The organism is Halomonas sp. 1513 (assembly GCA_001971685.1).
Taxonomy (GTDB): domain Bacteria; phylum Pseudomonadota; class Gammaproteobacteria; order Pseudomonadales; family Halomonadaceae; genus Franzmannia.
In genome coordinates, this window is sequence record CP019326.1 from 1462901 (window position 1) to 1484304 (window position 21404).

Here is a 21404-nt window from a genome sequence, read left to right on the forward strand (position 1 = left end):
CTCAGCGCCGCGGCCCCTCGTGGAGCACCAGCTCGACGCGCCGATTGGCGGCGCGACCTTCGGCGCTTTCGTTGCTCTCCAGCGGCTGGGTGTCGGCGTAGCCGATGGCGCGCAGCCGCGACTCGGGGATGTCTTGCCCCTGCAGGTAGCGCACCACGGCGATGGCGCGGGCGCCGGAGAGCTCCCAGTTGGAGGGGAAGCGCGGCGTGGCGATCGGCACGTCGTCGGTGTGGCCCTCTACCGAGATGCGCCCATCGAAGGCCAGCAGCGTACCGAGCAAGCTCTCCAGCACCTGGCGGCCGTCACCGGTGAGGTCGGCCTGGCCGCTGGCGAACAGCAGGTTGTCGTCGATGCGCAGGGTCACCCCTTCGTTGCCACGGGTCACCGAGACGCCCTCGGGCATCAGCCCCTCCAACTGCGGCAGCAGGCCGCTATGGCGCGGCTGCAGCCCGGCGCCGCGCGAGCCGGCGGCATGAACCGCCGCGGCAATGGCCGATTCGCTGAGCGTGGGCGACTCGCCGGCGTACTGCTGGCCGCGATCACCGAGGCCGTTGCCGGCCAGGGATAGCAGCAGCACGAATAGCGTGATCAGCAGCGTCAGCACGTCGAGGTAGCTGATCAGCCAGCTCTCGCCTTCATCCTCACTGCCGCCGGGCAGCAGGTCCTGATGGCTGTTGCGCAGTTCAGACATGCTGACCGGCCTCGTCGTCGCCGCGGCGCGGCACGTTGGGGTCGTTGATCTCGTCGTGGAAATTGGCCATGAAGGAGTTGAGCGTCTCCTCGATGAACGACGGCAGGCGCCGCTTGGTGATCAGCGAAATGCCCTCGAGCACCATGTTCATGGCGATCAGCCGCTCCTCGGTGCGTCGCTCGAGCTTCACGGCGATGGGCTTGAACACCAGGTTGGCGAGCAGGATGCCGTAGAAGGTGGTGAGCAGCGCCACCGCCATGCGCGGGCCGATCACGCCGACGTCGCCGGCCTCCATGACTTCCAGCATGTTCACCAGCCCGACCAGGGTGCCGATCATGCCGAAGGCCGGCGCGTAGGTGGCCATGGTGCGGAAGATCTGCGCCTCGGCGTGCTCGCGGGCCTTGAGCCGGGCGATGCGCCAGCGCAGCAGGTCGATGATCTCCTGCTCCTTGGTATTGGCAATCACCAACTGGATCCCGGTGCGCAGAAAGGGGTTGCGGGTATTCTCCAGCGCCCGCTCCACGGCCTGCACGTCGCCCTGGAACCACAGCCGCGACATGTCCACCAGCTCCTTGATGTCGTCGCGGGCGTAGGTGTTCTCACGGCGAAAGACGATGCCGACCAGGCGTGTGACGCGGACCACTTCGCGCAGCGGGTAGCTGATGAAGGTAGCGGCCAGGGTGCCGGTAATGACGATGGCAAGCCCCGGCAGGTTGAGGAAGCTGGCCGGGGACTCGGCGGTGAACAGCAGTACGCTGGCCAGCAGCAGGATGCTGGCGAGGATGCCGATTAGCGTAGAAGGGTTCATGCAGGATTCCTTGCCGAGAGTGCGCGACGGGGTTACTCGCACTATCGGCAGGGCAGCCGCGGGCCTTGAACGCTAGCGGCCCCGGCCTTGATCTGGATCAAGTCTCTGTCAGGCGCTCGGGAAGGGAGGCGGACTCGGGGAGGTGGTGCTTGAACAGCGCCGGATCGTCGCTGATCACGCCGTCGACGCCCCAGTCCCACTGCGGGGCGAAGGCGACTGGATCGTTGGGGGTATAGCAGAACAGCGCGTAGCCGGCGTCCTTGATCTCGCGAGCGCGCTTCTCTTTCAGCTTGCGCCAGTCGACGTGCAGGCTGAAGGCATTAAGCGCCTCGGCGTCGCGCCGCCACTCGCGTGGTGTCTTCTCGAAGAGCAGCCCCAGGCGCAGCTTGTCGGGATCGCGCTGGACGTCACGCGCGGCATCCAGCGCTGTGCGGTTGAACGACGAGACGATCAACCGCTCGGCGGGCAGCGCCGCCAGCGCCAGGGGGATCACGGTGTGGGTCAGGGCCAGCGGGTCGCGGCCGCGGTTGACCTTGAGCTCGAGGTTGACGCCCATCTCCAGCTCGTTGAGCAGCGCCAGCATCTCGTCGAGGGTGGCCATGCGTTCGCCGGCGAAGTGGCCGCTGAACCAGCCGCCCACGTCCAGCGCGCGGGCGCGTTCCAGGTCGAGCTTGGCCAGCTTGCCGCGGCTGTCGGAGCAGCGCCGCACGCCGTTGTCGTGCCAGATCACCGGGGTGCCGTCGCCGAGCAGCTGTACGTCGATCTCTACCCAGTCGCAGCCGATCTGCTTGGCCGCGCGCACCGCGCTCAGGGTATTCTCCGGCAGGTGCGCCGACAGCCCGCGGTGGGCAATGGTGCGGGGAAGCCCATCGGCGGTATAGGCGTATGACATTCGCTAGGCCCTCCTGAGTGTTTGGCCGAGATTATCTCAGCATGATGACAACCACATTACTTACCTCCCTGGCCCCAGGGCGCCACTCCCCAGGATATGCTAGGCTGCGCGGTTTTGGGCGCGCCGGCAAGCGCGCCGTACGTGGAATCGAGGTAGTCGAATGAAGGTCATGCATGTCACCGATGTCGCCCAGCGCGACGCCTGCCTGGCGCGGCTGTGCGCCGAGCACTACGGCCAGTCGGCGGGGTTGACGCCGCTGGTGGTGTTTGCCGGCACCCGGCGGGTGCTGTTCGCCGAGGAAGCGGCGCGGCTGCTGGCGCTTGTCGACGCCCAGGGCGCGCCCCAGGCGCTGGCGCTGCTGGTGCTCGACGAGGCCGGCGAAGGAATGACGCTGCGCCTGGCGTGCCGTCTCGGCGATGACGATGAGCCCAAGCGGCGCCTGATCGCCGAGCTGGCGCTCAAGGCACCGCTGCGGGTCGATGCTATCGATGCCGAGCAGGAGGCCTTCTACCAGTCGTGCGGCATCAACCGCTGGTTTGGCGGCGAGCAGGGCGCCCGCATCGGCCTGGCGACATCGCATCCCGCCACCCAGCTGGCGGCGCTGGCAGCCACGATCAAGATCGATGAGCAGCAGGTGCTGCGCCGTTTCAAGCACGATGCCAAGGCTTTCGAGGCGGAAAAGCGCGACTTCGTTGAAGGGCTCGAGTCGTTCCCTGCCACACTGACTTGACCGTGGCACGAAACAGCGTTTGGATAGCGTGACATCCCGTTAGCAATCTAAGGAAGCATCCATGGCCAAGCGTATTCAGTTTGCCAAGACCGGTGGCCCCGAGGTCCTCGAGCTAGTCGACGTCGAGCCCAAGGCGCCCGGCGCCGGTGAGGTCCAGGTCCGCAATCAGGCGGTGGGCCTCAACTTCATCGATATCTACTTCCGCACCGGGCTGTATCCGGCGCCGTCGATGCCCTCGGGCCTCGGCACCGAAGGTGCCGGCGTGGTCGAGGCGGTCGGCGAGGGCGTCACCCATCTCAAGGTCGGCGACCGCGTCGCCTACGCCCAGGGCCCGCTGGGTTCCTATGCCGAGGTGCACACCCTGCCGGCTGCCAAGGTGGTGGTGCTGCCCGACGGCATCGACTGCGATACCGCCGCGGCCAGCATGCTCAAGGGCCTGACCGTGCAGTACCTGATGCGTCAGACCTATGAACTGAAGGGCGGCGAAACCATCCTGTGGCATGCCGCGGCCGGCGGCGTCGGCTCGATCGCCTGCCAGTGGGCGCGTGAGTTGGGGGTCAAGCTGATCGGCACCGTCAGCTCCCCGGAGAAGGCCGCCCTGGCCAAGCAGAACGGCGCCTGGGAGACCATTGACTACACCAAGGAAGACGTCGTCGAGCGGGTCAAGGAACTGACCGGCGGCGCGATGTGCGACGTGGTCTACGATTCGGTGGGCAAGGACACCTGGGAGACCTCGCTGAACTGCCTCAAGCCGCGTTCGCTGATGGTCAGCTTCGGCAACGCCTCGGGGGCCGTGGAAGGGGTCAATATCGGTATCCTCAACCAGAAGGGCTCGCTGTTCGTGACCCGCCCCAGCCTCAACGGCTACGCCGACACCCGCGAGCGCTTCGAGGCCATGTGCCAGGATCTGTTCGCGATGCTCGAGAGCGGCAAGATCAAGATCGACATCGCCCAGCGCTTCGCCCTGGAAGAGGCCGGCAAGGCCCAGCAGGCGCTGGCCAGCCGCAAGACCACCGGCTCGACCATTCTGCTGCCCTGAGCAGCTCGCTGTAGACCTTCGCGGCGCCCGCCTTTTTAGGCGGGCGCCGTCGTTTTGCTACTCCAGATCGATATAGGCGCCGAGCTCGCGCATCCGCGACTCGAAGCGGGTGACGTTGTCGACCAGCGCTTCCGGTCCGTAGGCGACGCACTCGGCGAGGATCGCCTCGATCAGGGTGATCGCCGAGAGGATCGACGGAAAGAAGTGCGGCGTGGCAGTGGCGATATTGAAGGTCAGCGCAGCGCCGGGTACCAGCGGTGAGCGCAGGGTGTCGGTGACCACGATGGCCTCGACGCCGTTGGCGCGGGTCACCTCGAGGGCTCGCACGGTCTCGGCGCAGTAGGGGTCGAAGCCGAAGGCTACCACCACGTCGCCCTCGCCGAAGGTGGCAAGCTCGGTGAGCAATCCGCCTTCCTGGCCACGAATCAGCTGTACGTTGGGCATCGCGATGCGCCCCACGTAGGCGAAGTGGTAGGCACAGGCGAAGGCGTCACGAAATCCCACCACGGCGACCTTGCCTGCCGCCAGCAGGCGCTCGGCGGCATCGCGGACCTTGGGCTGCATGTCGGCGGTGAACAGCCGGCCGATGTTGTCGAACGCGGTATCCCCCACGTCGACGAATACCTGATCGTCGCTCCCGGCCAGCGCCTTGAGGCTCGAGGCGCGCCCCGAGAGTTCGATGGGGCCGGCCTGGACCGCCGACTGGAAGATCTCGCGGAACTGCTCGTAGCTATCGAAGCCCAGCCGCTTGGCCAGCCGCATCAGCGTCGATGAGGTCACCCCGGCGGCGGCGGCCGACTTGCGGATCGACTGAAAAGCGATCTCCATCGGGTTGTCGAGCACGTAGCGTGCGGCCAGCTTGAGCTGTGGGCTGAGTTCCGAATAGCTCTCGGCGAGGGCCTGATTGACGGCATCGAGGGTGGTGATGGGAGCGGTGGCGTGATCCTGCGTCATCGTGACCTCGTTGTTATGCGGCTGCTCGATGTGGGCGGCATTGTAACGTATTGCCACGGCCATGAGTGTCACAAATGATACATGGTGATAAATATCATGATACATGCGTATTGACAGCCGTCGGCGCTCGACTTTAGCATCGCAACCAACACATATGTGTCATGGCAATGTATTTAGTGGCACTTATGTTCTGTCAACCATGTATCCAGGCCCCTGCCGAGGAGAACCGATGCGTCGCCCTACCTACGAGACCCTGATCGTCGAGCCCCGCGAGGCGATCATGGTCATTCGCTTCAATCGTCCCCATCGCCTCAATGCCGTCGTCGAAGAGCTCTACCGTGAACTGCTGCAGGCGTTTGGCGAAGCGGAGCGTGACCCCAAGGTGCGCACGGTGATCCTCACCGGCGAGGGGCGCGCCTTCTGCGTCGGGGCTGATATGAAGGAGCACGGCGGTGCCGCGCGCACCCTCTATCAGCGCCGCCAGTACCTGCAGCTGGGCAACGACGTGTGCGAGGCGATCCTGCGCCTAAACAAGCCGGTGATTGCCGCGGTCAACGGCTATGCGCTGGGCGCCGGGGCCGAGATGGCGGTGGCCTGCGATTTCATCGTGATGGCGGACGAGGCCCAGCTCGGCTTCCCCGAGACCGGCATCGGCACCTGCGTGGGCGGCGGCGTCTCCAAGCTGCTGCCTCAGCTGGTGGGCCTGGGCATGGCGCGCGAGCTGCTCTATACCGGCAAGCGGATCGACGGCGAGCAGGCCACCCGCATCGGCCTGGCCAGCGACCACTGGCCGGTCGCATCGCTGCTGCATGAAGCCGAGCGGCTGGCCCAGACGTTGGCCAAGCAGGCGCCGGTCTCCATGGCGATGCTCAAGCGGCTGGTCAACCAGGCCAGCGAAACCGGGCTGGAAAGCCAACTGCAGCAGGAGCTGGATGCGGTCTTCACCTGTTCGACCACCGATGACTGGCAGGAGGGCGTCGACGCCTTCGCCGAGAAGCGCGCTCCGCGCTTCAAGGGGCAGTGAGCATGAATCCTATCGAAGGACATCTGCCGAGCCGCAGCCCGCTGCACGATATCCTGGCGCCCACCGGCATTGCCGTGATCGGTGCCTCGTCCGATCCCACCAAGCGTGGCTACAAGGCCATGGTCGGCCTGATCAAGGACGGCTACCGCGGTGACATCTATCCGGTCAATCCCAAGGCCGACATGATCCTGGGGGTCAAGGCCTGGCCGTCGGTGACGGCGATTCCCGGTAATCCCGAGCTGGCGCTGATCTGTACCCCGGCGGCCAGCGTGCCCGAGCTGATCGCCGAGTGCGGGCGGCGCGGCATCAAGGGGGCGGTGATACTGGCCAGCGGCTTCGCCGAGATCGGCGGCCAGGGGGCGGCGCTGGAGCAGGCGATGATGGACAAGGCGCGCGCCCACGGCGTGCGCATCATCGGCCCCAATACCTCGGGTATCTTCAATCTTCACCAGCGGATCAACCTGCTGGCGCTGGATAACGTGCGCCCTGGCGATGTGGGGATCATCTCGCAGTCGGGCAACATGCTGCTGGCGCTGGCGCTGGAGGCCCAGCACAACGGCCAGGTGGGCTTCTCGACCTATGTTGGCCCTGGCAACCAGAGCGACATCGGCTTCAACGACTACCTGCGCTACCTGGGCGAGGACGAGCAGACCCGGGTGGCGACGCTCTACGTAGAAGGCTTCCGCGACGGCCGCAAGTTCCTCGACGTGGCCCGCGAGGTCACCGCCATGAAGCCGGTGGTGGTCTACAAGTCCGGCTCCACTGAGCAGGGCCAGAAGGCCGCCAGCTCGCACACCGGGGCGCTGGCCGGCAGCTACACCATGACCGTGGACCTGCTCAAGCAGGCCGGGGTCAGTGTGGTGCAGTACTCCGACGAGATCCTGCCGGTGGCCGAGGGGCTAGGGCTGCTGCAGAAGGCCCGCGGCAAGCGCGTGGCGGTGATTTCCGACGGCGGCGGCCAGGCCACCATCGCCTCTGACCGGCTGGCCGAGGCGGGCCTGGAACTCGCCGAGCTCAGCGAGGCGACCCGCGACCGGCTGCGCGCGATCCTTTTTCCCCAGGCGTCTACCGTCAACCCGGTGGACGTGGCCGGCTCCACCGACGCCAACCCCTCGCTGCTGGCGACCTGCATGGAGATCGTCGCCGCCGACGACAACGTCGACAGCGTGTTTCTGGTCGGCATGTTCGGCGGCTACAGCATCCGCTTCGCCGAGTCGCTGCTGGGCGATGAGATGCGCGGCGCCGAGGCGATGGTCGATCTGGCCAAGGCGACCACCAAGCCGCTGGTGATCTATAGCCTCTATACCCCGGTCAAGCCGCCGGCGCTGCGCCGATTGCACGAGGCAGGGTTACCCATCTATGCCTCCATCGAGCATGCCGTGCGGCTGCTGGCGGCCCTCGGCGAGCGCGGCCAGTACCTGGCCGAAACCCATCGTCATGCCCGTGAAAAGACGGTCGAGCCGCGCGCCGAGCTGAGCGCCATGTTCCAGCAGGCCCGGGCCGAGGGGCGCGATCTCTTCGAGTATGAGGCCAAGCGGCTGCTGCGCGACCACGGCGTCGCGGTGCCACAGGAGCGGGTGGTCAGAAACGCGGCCGACCTGGCCGAGGCGGCGGCCCTGTTTCGCGACGAGCGTGGCGATATCCCGCTGGCCATGAAAGTGGTCTCGAAAGACATCCTGCACAAGTCCGACGCCGGCGGTGTACGCCTCAACGTAGTCGGCGAGGCCGCCATGCACGAGGCCCGCCAGGCGATCCTCGATGCCTGCCACACCTACGACGCCGGCGCGGAGATCGAGGGCGTGCTGATCGCCCCCATGGCCAAGAAGGGCGTGGAGGTGATCGTCGGGGTGATCCGTGATCCGATCTTCGGCCCGGTGCTGATGTTCGGCCTCGGCGGTATCTTCGTCGAGATCCTCGAGGACGTGGCCTTCCGTTCGATCCCGCTCTCCCGCCACGACGCCGAATCGATGGTCGAGCAGATCAAGGCCAAGAAGATCCTCGGCGGCGTGCGCGGCGAGAAGGCCGTGGACAAGACGGCGCTGGTCGACCTGCTGCTTACCGTGTCACGCCTGGTCGAGGCATACCCCGCGCTTTCCGAACTCGACCTCAATCCGGTGATCGTCAACGCCGACGGCTATGCCGTGGTCGACGCCCGGGTTATCGTCGCGCGAGACGCCCAGATCACCGACGCCTACCAGACCGACGAAAGGGACGCCGACGCATGAGCCAGATCGCTACTCAAGACAGCGTGCCGCAGCTGTCCGATGCCCAGTTGACCCTCGAGGAGAGGGTGGCCACCCTGACCCTGGATCGTCACGACGTGCGCAACGCCCTGACCGGTACCGGGCTGGTCGACGATATCGTCGCCGTGGCCGAGTGGGTCAACCGCTGCGACGCGGTCTCGGTGCTGATGATCACCGGCGCCGGTTCGGCGTTCAGCGCCGGCGGCAACGTCAAGGATATGGCCCAGCGCGGCGGCGACTTCGCTGGCGACGTGGCCGAGGTCGCCGAGCGCTACCGGCGCGGTATCCAGCGTATCCCGCTGGCGCTGCAGGGCGTCGAGGTGCCGATCATCGCCGCGGTCAACGGCCCGGCCATCGGCGCGGGCTTCGATCTGGCCAATATGGCCGATATTCGCATCGCCTCGGACAGGGCCAAGTTCGGCGAGACCTTCCTCAACCTGGGGATCATTCCCGGCGACGGCGGCGCCTGGTTTCTGCAGCGGCTGATCGGCTATCAGCGCGCCTTCGAGCTGACCCTCTCCGGCCGGGTGATCGGCGCCGAGGAGGCCCGCGAGTACGGCATCGTGCTAGAGGTGGTCGAGCATGAGGCACTGATGCGCCGGGCAGGCGAGCTGGCGGCACAGTTTGCCGCCCAGCCGCCCAAGGCGACGCGACTCACCAAGCGCCTGATGAAGCAGGGCAGTCGCCTGGAGCTCAAGGACTTTCTCGACCTGTGCGCGACCTTCCAGGGGATGTGTCATAACGAGCCGGAGCATCTCGAGGCGGTCCAGCGCATGCTGGAGAAGATGGCCCGGTAGCCACTCGCAAGCGGTATCCAGGGAGGGTGCCAAGGCCCCGCCTCGGCGGGGCTTTTCTTACCTCACGCGAAAAGAGGGTTTTTACAAAACAGGCGAACGAAGGCAAGACGAGGCAAAAATTGACGAAACAGCGCAGTTTACGGGGTGTAAATGAGCATGTTGAGTCAGTTTTTAACGACGCATTGTCGAGTGCAGCCCTTTTGTAGAGCCCCTCTAAAAAAATGCTGGCGTTAATAAGGCTCTCCTGTTGTGCTGGTGACGGTGCTGCTCAACAGGGAGGTGGGAAAGCCGTGGCCGACAGTACGCTGGTGTTCATCGTTCTGGGACTGACCCTGGCGGCCTTCGTCTGGGGTCGCTTTCGCTACGATCTGGTGGCGCTCTCCGCGCTGCTGACGTCGGTGATGCTGGGGCTGGTGGAGGCCGACCGAGCGTTCATGGGCTTTGGCCACCCGGCGGTGATCACCGTGGCCGCTGTGCTGGTGCTGAGCAAGGGCTTCGAGCGCTCGGGGTTGGTCGACGTGATCGCCGAGCAGACGCTCAAGGTCGGCGAGCGGCTGGTGCTGCAGCTGCTGGTGTTGACCGGCACCGTGACGGTGCTCTCGGCGGTAATGAACAACGTCGGGGCGCTGGCATTGCTGCTGCCGGTGGCGATGCGCATGGCCCGCGAACACAACAGCTCCCCTTCGCTGCTGCTGATGCCGCTGGCCTTCGGCTCGCTGCTGGGCGGCCTGATGACGCTGATCGGTACCCCGCCGAATATCATTATTGCTACCTACCGCGGCGCCCAGACCGGCGACAACTTTGGCATGTTCTCGTTCTTCCCCGTCGGTGTGGTGGTGGCCGCGGTGGGCCTCGCGTTTATCGTGCTGGTGGGTTGGCGTCTGACCCCGCGTCGCGAGGGCCAGTCGTCCGCCGAAGAGCTGTTCGATACCGACAACTATCTGGTCGAGCTCAAGGTGGGGGAGGAGTCCAAGGCCATCGGCTGGACCCTGCGCGAGATGCACGAGGCGCTGGAGGAGACCATTCCGGTGGTGGCGGTGGTGCGTGATGACGAGCGACGCGCCGGCCACGCCTTTCACGGCAGCCTGCGGGAGGGCGATATCCTGCTGGTGGAGGGCGGCCCCGAGGAGATGAAGCTGCTCGAGGACAAGGCGGGACTGTCGCTGGGGGCGGAGCCCGAGGACGAAGAGGAAGGTGCCGATACCGCCAAGGAGACGGAGGAAGCGCAGCAAAACAAGGACAAGCAGGGCAAGAAGAAGCGCAACGGCGTCGATACCGAGGGCCTGCAGCTGGTCGAAGCAGTGGTGCGTAACGACTCGATGATGGTCAACCGCACCGTGGTTCAGCTGCGTCTGCAGAACCAGCACGGCCTGCACCTGGTGGCGGTGGCTCGCGACGGGGCGCGACTCAAGCAGCGGCTGCGCGAGATTCGCTTCAAGGCTGGCGACGTGCTGCTGCTGCAGGGCGATGAGAGCGGACTGGCCGAGAGCCTGGCGACGCTGGGCTGCCTGCCGCTGGCCAACCGAAACCTGACCATCGGCCAGCCGCGCATGCTGCTGCTGTCGATCGCTATCTTCGCACTGGCGATCATCGCCATGCTTACCGACCTGCTGCCGGCCGCGGTGGCGCTCGCCACGGCGGCGCTGGTATCGCTGCTGGTCGGGGTATTGCCGCTGCGCGACGGCTATCAGGCCATCGACGGGCCGGTGATCGTGCTGCTGGCGGCGATGCTGCCGGTGGGCGAGGCGCTGGATACCAGCGGTGGCGCGGCGCTGATCGCCGAGGCGATGCTGGCGCTAGGCAGCGGCTGGCCGCCGGTGGCCACCCTGGTGGCGCTGTTCGTGATCTCGACGCTGCTCTCCAACGTGATCAACAATGCCGCCGCCGCGCTTTTGATGGCGCCGATTGCCGCCAGCCTGGCAAGCGGCTTCGGCCTGTCGCTGGATCCGTTCCTTATGGTGGTGGCGGTCAGCGCCTCCTGCGCCTTCCTGACGCCCATCGGCCACCAGTCCAACACCTTGGTCATGGGGCCTGGGGGCTATCGCTTCAGCGACTACTGGACGCTCGGTCTGCCGCTGACGCTGTTGGTGCTAGTGGTATCGATTCCGATGATCATGCTGGTATGGCCGCTGTGAGCGCATGAAAAAGGGGATGGCCGCCTGGCCATCCCCTTTTATTGCGACGCTGCGAATGGGCTCGCAGCGCTACGTGGCGGATTTATTCAGCGGCGGAGAGCCACTCCTCGACCAGGTCCTGGTTGTCGGCGACCCACTGCTGAGCGCTCTCGTAGGGGTCGGCGCCATCTTCCTGGTTCATCAGCATGACTTCGCCCATCTGCTCCGGCGTCCACTCGAAGGCATCGAGGATGGCATGCACTTCGGGCATGTCATCGGCGAGACCCTGGCGTACCACGGTGTGGATCTGCTCGGCGCCACCGTAGATCTCCTGTGGATCCTCGAGGTACTTGAGGTCCCAGCGGGCGAACATCCAGTGGGGTGTCCAGCTGGTGACGACGATGTCTTCCTCGTTGTTGATGGCGCTGCTCAGCGCGGCGACCATGGTGGCGTCGCTGCCGCTGCGCAGGCGCAGGTCGAGGCCATACTCGTCGACCACCTCCTCGGTCAGGCCCATCAGGCCGGCGCCGGGATCGATGCCGATGATCTCGCCATCGAACAGATCGGCGTTGTCGTTGAGGTCCTCGATGGAGTCGACGTCGGTGTACTCGGGGACCACCAGGCCGAGCTTGGTGCCGTCCAGGTTGACGCCCAGGTCCTCGACGTCATCGCCGACACGCTCGAGGTAGTCGGCATGGGTGGTGGGTAGCCAGGCGGCGACGATGGCATCGGCATCGCCGGTGGAGAGTGCCTGCCACATGGCGGCGGCGGACAGCGAGGTCATGTCGACCTCGTAGCCGGCCTGCTCGAGCACCGCACGCACCACGTTGGTGGAGGCGACTTCCGAAGCCCACTCGACGTAGGCCAGGTTGACCGTGTCCTGGGCCTGGGCGGCGCCGGCGGCGGTGAGGCCGACGCCCGCGGCCAGTGCCAGGCTGGTAGTGCGGATGTGGCGATTCAGCGCTTGCTTCTTCATGTTTTTCCCCTCTTTGCGGTTCACTAATACACCATGGTGGCCCGGGTGAATGGATTCAAGGGACCACCCTGGCCTTACGACTTGCGTTCCTTGCTCAGCGACTGGGTCAGGCGGTCGAGCAGCATGGCCAGAATGACCACCGCGATACCCGCCTCGAAGCCGTCGCCGGGGCGCAGCCGCTGGATGGCGCGCCACACTTCGCTGCCCAGGCCGTCGGCGCCGATCATGGCGGCGATCACCACCATCGACAGCGCCAGCATGATGGTCTGGTTGATGCCGGCCATGACCGTCGGCAACGACAGCGGCAGCTGTACCTTGACCAGCTTCTGGCCGCGGGTGGCGCCATAGGCGTCGGCGGCCTCGATCAGCTCCTTGGGTACCTGGCGGATGCCCAGGGTGGTGAAGCGGATCGCCGGTGGCATGGAGAAGATCACCGTGGCGAAGATCGCCGAGACCGAGCCGATGCCGAAGAACGGAATCGCCGGAATCAGGTAGACGAAGGCCGGCATGGTCTGCATGAAGTCGAGCACCGGCATGATGGTGCGATAGAGCCGTTCGGAGAGCGCCGCGGTGATACCCACCGGGATGGCGATGACCACGGCCACCAGGGTGGCGATCACCACCAGGGTCAGCGTCTCGATCATCGGGTTCCACAGGCCCAGGTTCCAGATCAGCGCCAGGCCGGCGGCACCGCCGATGGCGAGCCGGGCGTTGGCCACTTTCCAGCAGATCGCCACGATGATCAGCAGCAGCGCCCAGGGCGGCAGCCACATCAGCGCATCGTTGAGGCCGTTGATACCGGTCTGGGTGGCACGGGAAATGGCGCGGGTCACCATCGAGTATTCGCTGGTCAGCCAGTCCAGGCCACCCTCGATCCAGTTACCCAGGGGGATGCGGGGAATATCGATAGCCATTATGCCTCTCCTGCCGTGGTGGGGCGCTCTGCGATGAGTGTGGGCTCAGCGGCCTGGGCCAGCTGGTCGAGTACGGCGCCTTTGACGACCACGCCGAGCAGGCGCTGCTGGTCGTCGACCACGGCAATCGGGAAGCTGTGCTCACTGAACATGGCAAACAGGTGGTGCATCGGCTCCTCGAGTGTGACCCGCCGGAAATCCTGGGTCATGACATCGGTGACGCGCTCCTTGCCCTGCTCCAGCGCCTGGCTGGCCGCCTCGGCCTCGATCAGGCCGATCAGGTGCTGGTCGCGGTCGATGATGTAGATCGAGTCGAGGCTATGCTCATGCATCTTGCGCAGCGCGGTGCGCGGGCCGTCGCTGTCGCGCACCGTGGAGCGAACCCGGCGCATGGCGCTCTCGGCGGTGAGGATGCGCGCCTTGTCGACGCCTTCGATGAAGCGCCGCACATAGTCGTCGGCGGGCTTGGTGAGGATCTCCTCGGGGGTGCCGATCTGCACGATCTCGCCATCCTTGAGCAGCACGATACGATCGCCGATGGTCAGCGCCTCATCCAGGTCGTGGGTGATGAACACCGTGGTCTTCTGCATCCGACTCTGCAGCTGCAGCAGTTCCTGCTGCATGTCGCCACGGATCAGCGGGTCGAGGGCCGAGAAGGCCTCGTCCATCAGCAGCACGCTGGCGTCGTTGGCCAGCGCCCGGGCCAGGCCGACGCGCTGCTGCATGCCCCCGGAGAGCTGGTTGGGGTAGGCATCCTCCCAGCCATCCAGGCCGACCTGCTTGAGCGCGGTGCGGGCGATCTCGCGGCGTTCGGCGGGATCGATGCCGCGAATTTCGAGACCAAACTCGGCGTTCTTCTGCACGGTGCGATGCGGGAACAGCGCGAAGTTCTGGAACACCATCGAGAAGTGGCGGCGCCGGCATTCGAGTAGTGCTTTTTCGCCCAGGGTGGGGATGTTCTCGCCGTCGATCACGATCTCGCCCTCGGAGGGTTCGATCAAGCGATTCAGGCAGCGGATCAGGGTCGATTTGCCGGAGCCCGAAAGCCCCATGATGACCAGCAGTTCCCCCTCGTGGACATCGAAGTCGATATTGGACAGGCCCAGTGTCTGGCCCGTCTTTTCAAGGATCTCCGGGCGTTTGAGCCCCTGGTCACGCAGTGCCAGGGCCTTCTTGGGCTGAGAGCCGAAGACCTTGCTCAGGTTGCGTACGCGAATCTTGACGTTGCGTTCTTCATTCATTGGATTGCCTGTTGTCGTCCCCAGTTCGTGGCGCGGGCCTGACGCGGCAGCGTCGAGGCGTTCGTACACCGACCGAATCGCAGTGGCGGGCGGGGAGTGCGTCACTCTGACGGTTGCGAATGGTGCCTGGCAGCGTAGCGAAATGGCTGCGTGCGGCATGTGGGCGGATCACCGCGGCGATCCTGAAAGCAGGCGGTTTTTATAGTCCCTACGGTTACGATGGTGTCATGCACCTGCTCCGCTGTTGGCTACAAATAGTAATACTGCGGAATCAACATGATACCGGAACGGAGGGGGGGAGTGCCAAGGGCGCGAGGCGACTGGCCCAAAACGCGACACCCCGGCCGGCGCCGGGGTGTCGCGGTGGGGAAGGGATCAGGCGGCGTTGTGCCAGACTACCTTCTCTTGCTGCTGGGCGAAGGCGTCGAAGGCGAAGTCGTCGACGGTCAGCATGGCCAGGACTTCCGTTTCATACTCGGCCATGAAGCGGGCATCCTCCTCGCTGATCAGCTCGGCTTCGCGGGCGGCAGCGAAGCGCTGCTCCGGATGCAGGGCTTCTACCGGCAGTTCGCCCTTGGCGTAGGCCTTGTTGACGGTGCGATATAGCGCCTCGGCGCGGTCGTAGTCGACCAGCAGGGCGTTGTAGCGTGCCAGCGGGTTGTCCTGCTGGCCCTCCTCCTGCTGGTCCCAGGTATTGCCGAGCAGCTTGCTGCGCAGCGCACTGTGGCGCGACACTTTCTGGGCGATCTCGCGGGTCAGGTCGTCGTGGGGCGTCGTCCAGCGGCGACCCATCGGCATGACCAGCCACGACAGCAGCTTGCCCAGGCCCCTGTTGGGCAGGTTGTCGAACAGCTCGATCAGCGCCTGCTCGGCGCGATGCAGCAGCAGGGTGCAGCTGTAGTGCATCAGCGCGGCCTCGCTTTCCACCTTGTCCGAGGCGTGCCACTGCTTGAGCACCATGGAGGTCAGGTAGAGGTTGGAGAGCACGTCGCCGAGGCGCGCCGACACCATCTCGCGGGATTTCAGCGCCGAACCGAGGCTAGCCATGGCGGCATCGGCGCACAGCCCGAAGGCGGCGGAAAGGCGCGCCACTTCCTGGGCATAGGGGGCGGCGACCTCGTCGAAGGGCGTGCTGGCCTTGCCTAGCCCCAGGCCCTGGGTGAAGGCGCGGGCGGTGTTGCCGAAGATCAGCCCGGCGTGGCCGAAGAAGGCCTTGTCGAAGGCCTTGAGGTCGTCGGCGTCCTTGGCCGCCAGCTCCTCGAGCACGTAGGGGTGGCAGCGGATCGCCCCCTGACCGAAGATCATCAGGTTGCGGGTCATGATATTGGCGCCTTCCACGGTGATGGCCACCGGGTTGGCGCTGTAGCCGATGCCGATATAGTTGCGCGGCCCCAGGGTCACGGCCTTGCCGCCGTGGATGTCCATGGCGTGGCTGAGCAGGTCGCGCTGGTACTCGGTGAGCTGGCTCTTGAGGATCGCCGACGGCACCGCGGGCTTATCGCCCTTGTCGATAATGTTGGCGGTTTCCATCACCGCGGCCTGGGAGATGTAGGAGAGCGCCGCGATACGCGCCAGCGGCTCCTGAATGCCTTCCATCTCGGCCACCGGCAGGTTGAACTGACGACGGATGCGGGCGAAGCCGCCGCTCCAGCCCAGCGCGTAGCGCGAGGTGCCGGTCGCACCGGAGGGCAGGGTGATGCAGCGGCCCACCGACAGGCACTCGACCAGCATGCGCCAGCCCTGGCCGGCCATTTCCGGGCCGCCGATAATGGTATCCAGCCGTACGAACACGTCCTTGCCCACGATCGGGCCGTTCATGAACGGGCTGCCGATGGGGTGGTGGCGACGCCCTATCTCCATGCCGTCGGTGTCGCGGGGAATCAGCGCACAGGTGATGCCCAGGTCGTTCTCGCCGCCGAGCAGGCCGTCGGGGTCGAACATGCGGAAAGCCAGGCCTACCACGGTGGCGATCGGCGCCAGGGTGATCCAGCGCTTCTCGAAGTTGAGGCGCAGGCCGAGCACTTCCTCACCGTCGACCATCTGCTTGCAGACCACGCCGGTGTCGGGGATCGACGTGGCGTCTGAGCCGGCGCGCGGGCCGGTGAGGCCGAAGCAGGGGATCTCGCGGCCATCGGCCAGGCGCGGCAAGTAGTGATCCTTCTGCTGCTGGGTGCCGTACTTGAGCAGCAGTTCGCCCGGGCCCAGCGAGTTGGGCACGCCGACGGTGACCATCAGCGTCTCGTTGACGGCGAGCTTCTGCAGCACCGCCGACTGCGCCTTGGCGGAGAAGCCCAGGCCGCCGTACTGCTTGGGGATGATCATGCCGAAGAAGCCTTCCTTCTTCAGGTACGCCCACAGCTCGGGGGGCAGGTCGGCGCGCTCGCGGGTGATCTCCCAGGCGTTGGTCATGCCCGATGCCACGTTGCACTGATGATCGACGAAGGCGCGCTCCTCATCGGTAAGGCCGTCGTCGCCGTAGGCCATCAGCGCCTCCCAGTTCGGCTTGCCGCTGAACAGCTCGCCGTCCCAGCCCACGCTGCCGGCTTCCAGGGCGGTACGCTCGGTGTCGGAGACCTTGGGCGCGACCTTCTTGAAGGTGGCGAAGATGCGCGGCGTCAGCCATTTGCTGCGCAGCGCCGGCAGGCCACACGCGGCCACCGCCGCAGCGCCGATCAGCAGCAGGATACCGAGCAGCGGAGCGCCGAACAGCACCCCGACGATGCCGGTGGCGGCGAGCACGGCAAGCGCCGGCAGGGCGCCGGCTTCGCGGCGCATCACCATCAGCAGGCCAACCACGGCCACGATGATCAACAGCAGTTGCAACATGCGGGATCTCCTCCAGTGCCAGTCATCAACGAGATGACCAAATTCTAACAAGCGTTTGAATGCTTGTAGACTAGTGCATTGGTCGCGCCCTGGCCAGTCTTGCTTACCACGCAAACGACCCCGCTGAGAGTCTCAGCGGGGTCGTTTTGTTCACTCGGGTGGGGAGGGGAGAAATCAGCTGCGCGCAGGGGTGCTGCGGGCTGGCGTATCGCCAGCGATGTAGTAGGGCGCGTCGCTCTTGGGCAGCGGCTCGCGGTCGCGGATGCGGTCGGCGATCTTCTCGGCGAGCATGATGGTCGGCGCATTTAGGTTGCCGGTGGGAATGACCGGGAACAGCGAGGCATCGACCACGCGCAGGCCATGCACGCCGTGGACCCGGCCCTGGCCGTCGGTCACCGCCAGTGCGTCATCGCCCATGCGGCAGCTGCCGCAGGGGTGGTAGGCGGTCTCGGCGTGGGCCTTGACGAAGGCGTCCAGCTCGGCGTCGCTCTGTACTTCCGGCCCTGGCGAGATCTCGCGGCCGCGATACTCGTCCATGGCCGGCTGCTGGATGATCTCGCGGGTCAGGCGGATGGCGTCACGAAACTCCTGCCAGTCCTTCTCCTTGCTCATGTAGTTGAACAGGATGCTCGGTGCCTGGCGCGGGTCGCGGGAGGTCAGTCGGATGCGACCGCGGCTCTCGGAGCGCATCGAGCCGACGTGGGCCTGGAAACCGTGGGCCTGAACCGCACTCTTGCCGTTGTAGCTGATGGCAATCGGCAGGAAATGGTACTGCAGGTTGGGCCACTCCTCCTGGTCGCGGCTGCGGATGAAGCCGGCCGCCTCGAACTGGTTGCTGGCGCCGATACCGGTGCCCTTGAACAGCCACTCGGCGCCGATCTTGGGCTGGTTGTACCACTTCAGTGCTGGGTACAGCGAAATCGGCTGCTTGCACTCGTACTGGATATACATCTCCAGGTGATCCTGCAGGTTCTCGCCGACCCCCTTGAGGTCGTGGACCAGCGGGATGCCCAGTTCGGCGAGGTGCTCGGGGTTACCGATGCCTGAGCGCTGCAGGATCTGCGGCGAGGCGATGGCACCGCCGCAAAGCAGTACTTCGCGGCGGGCGAGGGCTTCGATCGGCTGCTTCTTGTGCAGGTAGCAGACGCCTGTTGCACGCTTGTCCTCGAACAGGATGCGGTCGGTGGTGGCGTGGGTGACGATGGTCAGGTTGCTGCGCTGCTTGGCGATGTCCAGATAGCCGCGCGCCGTGGAGGCCCGTCGCCCGTTGGGTGTGACGAAGCGATCCATGGGGCCAAAGCCTTCCTGCTGGTAGCCGTTGACGTCCTCGGTCTTGGGGTAGCCCGCCTCTTGCCCCGCCTCGATAAAGGCGTGATAGAGCGGGTTGTTGCCCGCCTTGGGCGTGGTCACGCTGACCGGGCCGTCGCCGCCGTGATAGGCGTTGGGACCGATATCGCGGGTCTCGGACTTCTTGAAGTAGGGCAGGCAGTCGGCGTAGGTCCAGTCCTCGAGGCCGGGCTGCTTGGCCCAGTTGTCGTAGTCCAGGGCGTTGCCGCGGATGTAGCACATGCCGTTGATCAGCGAGGAGCCGCCCAGCCCCTTGCCGCGGCCGCACTCCATGCGCCGGCCGTTCATGTGCGGCTCGGGATCGGTCTCGAAGGCCCAGTTGTAGCGCTTGCCCTGCAGCGGGAAAGCCAGCGCCGCGGGCATCTGGGTGCGGAAGTCGAAGCGGTAGTCGGGGCCGCCGGCCTCGAGCAGCAGCACCCTGACGTCGGGATCTTCGGTGAGGCGCGTGGCCAGGACATTGCCCGCCGAGCCGGCGCCGATGATGATGTAGTCGAATTCCTGAGTCTGGGGCATGCGACCTCCTTAAAACACCGACTCGAACGGTCCCATCTCGATCTGGATCGATTTGGTCTGGGTGTAGTGCGCCAGGGTCTCGACGCCGTTCTCGCGCCCCACGCCGGACTGCTTGTAGCCGCCCACCGGCATCTCCGAGGGTGACTCGCCCCAGGTGTTGATCCAGCAGATGCCGGCTTCCAGCTGGTGGATGGTCTGGTGGGCGCGGTTGAGTCGCTCGGTGAAGATACCGGCGGCCAGGCCGTAGTGGGTGTCGTTGGCGCGGCGGATGACCTCGTCGTCCTCGTCGAAAGCGAGGATCGACATCACCGGGCCAAAGATCTCCTCACGCACGATGCGCATCTCGTCGCTGCAGTCGGTGAACACCGTAGGCGCGGCCCAGGCGCCGCTTTTCCAGTCGATGCCGGCACGGTCGCCCTGGTTCCAGTCGTCGCCGCCGGCCAGTAGGCTGGCACCTTCCTGCTTGCCTAGGGCGATATAGGAGAGGACTTTTTCCTGATGCTCGAAGCTCACCAGCGGGCCGAAGTTGATCGCCGGGTCGAGCGGGTCGCCGGCCTTGATGCGCGCCACGCGCTCCTTGATCTTGGCCTCGAAGGCCTCCTTGACGCTGCGCTGAACGAACACTCGGGTGCCGTTGGTGCAGATCTGCCCACTGGAGTAGAAGTTGGCCATCATCGCCGCATCCGCGGCGCGATCCAGGTCGGCGTCGTCGAATACGATCAGCGGCGACTTGCCGCCGAGTTCCATGGTCACGTCCTTGAGGGTCGAGCCGGCGGCGGCCGACATCACCTTCTTGCCGGTACCCACTTCGCCGGTGAAGGAGATCTTGTCGACACCGGCATGGCCGGTGAGCAGTTGGCCGACGCGGCCGTCGCCGTGGACGACGTTGAACACGCCGTCGGGCAGGCCCGCCTCGGTGAAGATCTCGGCCAGCTTCATGGTGGTCAAGGGGGTGACTTCGCTGGGCTTGAAGACCACGGCGTTGCCGGCGGCCAGTGCCGGGGCGGACTTCCAGCAGGCGATCTGGATCGGGTAGTTCCAGGCGCCGATGGAGCCGATTACACCTAGCGGCTCGCGACGGGTGTAGACGAAGGAGTCGTCGCGCAGCGGGATCTGGCTGCCCTCGATGGCGGCGGCAAGGCCGGCGTAGTATTCCAGGGCGTCGGCGCCGGTGACGATATCCACGGCAGCGGTCTCGCTGATCGGCTTGCCGGTGTTGCGGGTCTCGAGTTCGGCGAGCTCGTCATTACGCTCCCGCAGCAGCGATACGGCGCGCTGCAGGATGCGCCCGCGCTGCATGCCGGACATCGCGGCCCAGATCTTCTGGCCTTTGCGGGCAGCGGCCACGGCGCGGTCGACGTCGGCCTCGCTGGCCTGCTGGACCTTGGCCAGTACGCTGCCGTCGAAGGGGTTGACGACCTCGAAGGTCTCGCCGGACGTGGCATCGACGTGGCGGCCATCTATATAGAGTTGCTGTGTGGTCAGTTGAGTCATCGAGTGTCTCCCGTCACTGTGAGGCGTTACGCCCCAGCTGTTCGTCGAGGTAGTCGTAGGCGAGTGAACGTGCGCGGTCGACGTCGAGGCCTTCCGGGGCCAGCGCGCCGCGCAGCCACAGGCCGTCGATCATGGCCGCCAGGCCGGCGGCGGCGCGGCGCGCCTCGGCCTTGGGCAGGCAGTATCGAAACTGGTGGCATAGATTGGAGTAGAGGCGCCGGTCATTGACGTACTGCAGGCGCTGCAGCGGCCGGCGATGCATGCTGCTGGCCCAGAACGCCAGCCAGGTCTTCATTACCGACTGGCTGACCTGGCTGCGGTCGAAGTTGCCGTCGATGATCGCGCGGATGTGCTCACGAGGGCTGTGCGCGGGCAGTGATCGACGGCGCACGGCAACCGCTTCACCCAGATCGTTGAGGATCTGGCGCATGGTCGCTTCGAGCAGGCCATCCTTGCCGCCGAAGTAGTGGCTGATAATGCCCGCCGAGACGCCGGCACGCCGCGCGATGCGAATCACCGTGGCGTCGGCCAGGCCAGCCTCGTCGATCGCTTCCATGGTGGCGCGAATCAGCTGGCGGCGGCGGATGGGTTCCATACCTACCTTGGGCACCGGTCGCCTCCTTTGGCTATGCTCTGCTGTGAATTTCGGGCTAGTGGTAATAGCCGCTTGGGCTGGCCAGGTCGCGGCTAACCCATTAAGGTAGAAAGTATGCCTCTTTTTTATTGAACGTTCAATCAATAAAAGAGAGGCTGCGCCAAGAATAAACGTACGCGCTGTATTCATCGATTCATCGACGCAAG

The 21404-nt window shown here is 65.8% G+C and carries 17 protein-coding genes; 6 read left to right on the plus strand and 11 right to left on the minus strand.

Features of this window, described 5'->3' with window-relative positions; translation table 11 throughout:
* Window position 1: 1 nt before the first annotated feature.
* The 3 genes from BWR19_06695 to BWR19_06705 form a co-directional block, all read right to left on the minus strand.
* Window positions 2-691, minus strand: a complete 690-nt coding sequence (locus BWR19_06695) for a flagellar motor protein MotB (protein ID APX92653.1) — start codon at window positions 689-691, stop codon at window positions 2-4.
* The gene (locus tag BWR19_06700) at window positions 684-1499 is read right to left on the minus strand and encodes a chemotaxis protein MotA (GenBank protein APX92654.1); all 816 of its coding nucleotides are present in this window, start codon (window positions 1497-1499) and stop codon (window positions 684-686) included. Before BWR19_06700 ends, BWR19_06695 begins: the two co-directional genes overlap by 8 nt.
* 97 nt (window positions 1500-1596) lie before the next feature.
* Window positions 1597-2391: a glycerophosphoryl diester phosphodiesterase gene (locus tag BWR19_06705; protein APX92655.1), complete on the minus strand. Its 795-nt coding sequence runs from the start codon at window positions 2389-2391 to the stop codon at window positions 1597-1599.
* Window positions 2392-2551: 160 nt separating this feature from the next.
* On the opposite strand from BWR19_06705, the gene BWR19_06710 reads away from it, so the two are divergent.
* Together BWR19_06710 and BWR19_06715 are read left to right on the plus strand one after the other, a co-directional pair.
* Window positions 2552-3121 carry a hypothetical protein gene (locus BWR19_06710; protein APX92656.1) on the plus strand — a complete coding sequence of 190 codons (570 nt, stop codon included), beginning with the start codon at window positions 2552-2554 and terminating at the stop codon, window positions 3119-3121.
* Between the two features lie 61 nt (window positions 3122-3182).
* On the plus strand, window positions 3183-4160 hold the full coding sequence (locus tag BWR19_06715; protein APX92657.1) for a quinone oxidoreductase: 978 nt from the start codon (window positions 3183-3185) through the stop codon (window positions 4158-4160).
* 57 nt (window positions 4161-4217) lie between these two features.
* Here the strand turns inward: BWR19_06715 and BWR19_06720 are convergent, their stop codons facing one another.
* Window positions 4218-5114 carry a silent information regulator protein Sir2 gene (locus BWR19_06720; protein APX94927.1) on the minus strand — a complete coding sequence of 299 codons (897 nt, stop codon included), beginning with the start codon at window positions 5112-5114 and terminating at the stop codon, window positions 4218-4220.
* Window positions 5115-5343: 229 nt separating this feature from the next.
* Here BWR19_06720 and BWR19_06725 point away from each other — a divergent pair, with 229 nt between their 5' ends.
* The 4 genes from BWR19_06725 (at window position 5344) to BWR19_06740 (ending at window position 11313) form a co-directional block, all read left to right on the plus strand.
* Entirely contained in the window at window positions 5344-6138 is a 795-nt protein-coding gene (locus tag BWR19_06725) for a crotonase (GenBank protein ID APX92658.1), read from the plus strand.
* Between the two features lie 2 nt (window positions 6139-6140).
* Window positions 6141-8363 carry an acetyl-CoA synthetase gene (locus BWR19_06730; GenBank protein ID APX92659.1) on the plus strand — a complete coding sequence of 741 codons (2223 nt, stop codon included), beginning with the start codon at window positions 6141-6143 and terminating at the stop codon, window positions 8361-8363.
* Window positions 8360-9178, plus strand: coding sequence for an enoyl-CoA hydratase (locus tag BWR19_06735; GenBank protein ID APX92660.1), 819 nt, complete (start codon window positions 8360-8362; stop codon window positions 9176-9178). The genes BWR19_06730 and BWR19_06735 overlap by 4 nt, the downstream gene beginning before the upstream one ends.
* A gap of 290 nt (window positions 9179-9468) precedes the next feature.
* Complete coding sequence (locus BWR19_06740; GenBank protein APX92661.1) at window positions 9469-11313, plus strand: SLC13 family permease; 1845 nt, start codon at window positions 9469-9471, stop codon at window positions 11311-11313.
* Window positions 11314-11395: 82 nt separating this feature from the next.
* On the opposite strand, the gene BWR19_06745 is transcribed toward BWR19_06740, so the two are convergent.
* The 7 genes from BWR19_06745 to BWR19_06775 form a co-directional block, all read right to left on the minus strand.
* Window positions 11396-12268 (minus strand): glycine/betaine ABC transporter substrate-binding protein, encoded by an 873-nt coding sequence (locus BWR19_06745; protein APX92662.1) that lies wholly within the window; start codon window positions 12266-12268, stop codon window positions 11396-11398.
* A 74-nt stretch (window positions 12269-12342) separates the two neighbouring features.
* Window positions 12343-13176: an ABC transporter permease gene (locus tag BWR19_06750; protein APX94928.1), complete on the minus strand. Its 834-nt coding sequence runs from the start codon at window positions 13174-13176 to the stop codon at window positions 12343-12345.
* 5 nt (window positions 13177-13181) lie between these two features.
* Window positions 13182-14423, minus strand: a complete 1242-nt coding sequence (locus BWR19_06755) for a glycine/betaine ABC transporter ATP-binding protein (protein ID APX92663.1) — start codon at window positions 14421-14423, stop codon at window positions 13182-13184.
* A gap of 375 nt (window positions 14424-14798) precedes the next feature.
* Window positions 14799-17249 (minus strand): acyl-CoA dehydrogenase, encoded by a 2451-nt coding sequence (gene fadE / locus BWR19_06760; protein ID APX92664.1) that lies wholly within the window; start codon window positions 17247-17249, stop codon window positions 14799-14801.
* A 174-nt stretch (window positions 17250-17423) separates the two neighbouring features.
* The gene (locus BWR19_06765; protein ID APX92665.1) at window positions 17424-19109 is read right to left on the minus strand and encodes a choline dehydrogenase; all 1686 of its coding nucleotides are present in this window, start codon (window positions 19107-19109) and stop codon (window positions 17424-17426) included.
* Window positions 19110-19118: 9 nt separating this feature from the next.
* Complete coding sequence (locus BWR19_06770; protein ID APX92666.1) at window positions 19119-20603, minus strand: betaine-aldehyde dehydrogenase; 1485 nt, start codon at window positions 20601-20603, stop codon at window positions 19119-19121.
* Between the two features lie 13 nt (window positions 20604-20616).
* A complete protein-coding gene (locus BWR19_06775) occupies window positions 20617-21198 on the minus strand; it encodes a transcriptional regulator BetI (GenBank protein ID APX92667.1) in 582 nt (193 codons plus the stop codon).
* Window positions 21199-21404 lie beyond the last annotated feature (206 nt).

Bases quoted from the DNA above. Each gene is read 5' to 3' on its own strand.
- BWR19_06695 (APX92653.1), bottom strand. From the start codon at position 691: ATGTCTGAACTGCGCAACAGCCATCAGGACCTGCTGCCCGGCGGCAGT.
- BWR19_06700 (APX92654.1), bottom strand. From the start codon at position 1,499: ATGAACCCTTCTACGCTAATCGGCATCCTCGCCAGCATCCTGCTGCTG.
- BWR19_06705 (APX92655.1), bottom strand. From the start codon at position 2,391: ATGTCATACGCCTATACCGCCGATGGGCTTCCCCGCACCATTGCCCAC.
- BWR19_06710 (APX92656.1), top strand. From the start codon at position 2,552: ATGAAGGTCATGCATGTCACCGATGTCGCCCAGCGCGACGCCTGCCTG.
- BWR19_06715 (APX92657.1), top strand. From the start codon at position 3,183: ATGGCCAAGCGTATTCAGTTTGCCAAGACCGGTGGCCCCGAGGTCCTC.
- BWR19_06720 (APX94927.1), bottom strand. From the start codon at position 5,114: ATGACGCAGGATCACGCCACCGCTCCCATCACCACCCTCGATGCCGTC.
- BWR19_06725 (APX92658.1), top strand. From the start codon at position 5,344: ATGCGTCGCCCTACCTACGAGACCCTGATCGTCGAGCCCCGCGAGGCG.
- BWR19_06730 (APX92659.1), top strand. From the start codon at position 6,141: ATGAATCCTATCGAAGGACATCTGCCGAGCCGCAGCCCGCTGCACGAT.
- BWR19_06735 (APX92660.1), top strand. From the start codon at position 8,360: ATGAGCCAGATCGCTACTCAAGACAGCGTGCCGCAGCTGTCCGATGCC.
- BWR19_06745 (APX92662.1), bottom strand. From the start codon at position 12,268: ATGAAGAAGCAAGCGCTGAATCGCCACATCCGCACTACCAGCCTGGCA.
- BWR19_06755 (APX92663.1), bottom strand. From the start codon at position 14,423: ATGAATGAAGAACGCAACGTCAAGATTCGCGTACGCAACCTGAGCAAG.
- fadE (APX92664.1), bottom strand. From the start codon at position 17,249: ATGTTGCAACTGCTGTTGATCATCGTGGCCGTGGTTGGCCTGCTGATG.
- BWR19_06765 (APX92665.1), bottom strand. From the start codon at position 19,109: ATGCCCCAGACTCAGGAATTCGACTACATCATCATCGGCGCCGGCTCG.
- BWR19_06770 (APX92666.1), bottom strand. From the start codon at position 20,603: ATGACTCAACTGACCACACAGCAACTCTATATAGATGGCCGCCACGTC.
- BWR19_06775 (APX92667.1), bottom strand. From the start codon at position 21,198: ATGGAACCCATCCGCCGCCGCCAGCTGATTCGCGCCACCATGGAAGCG.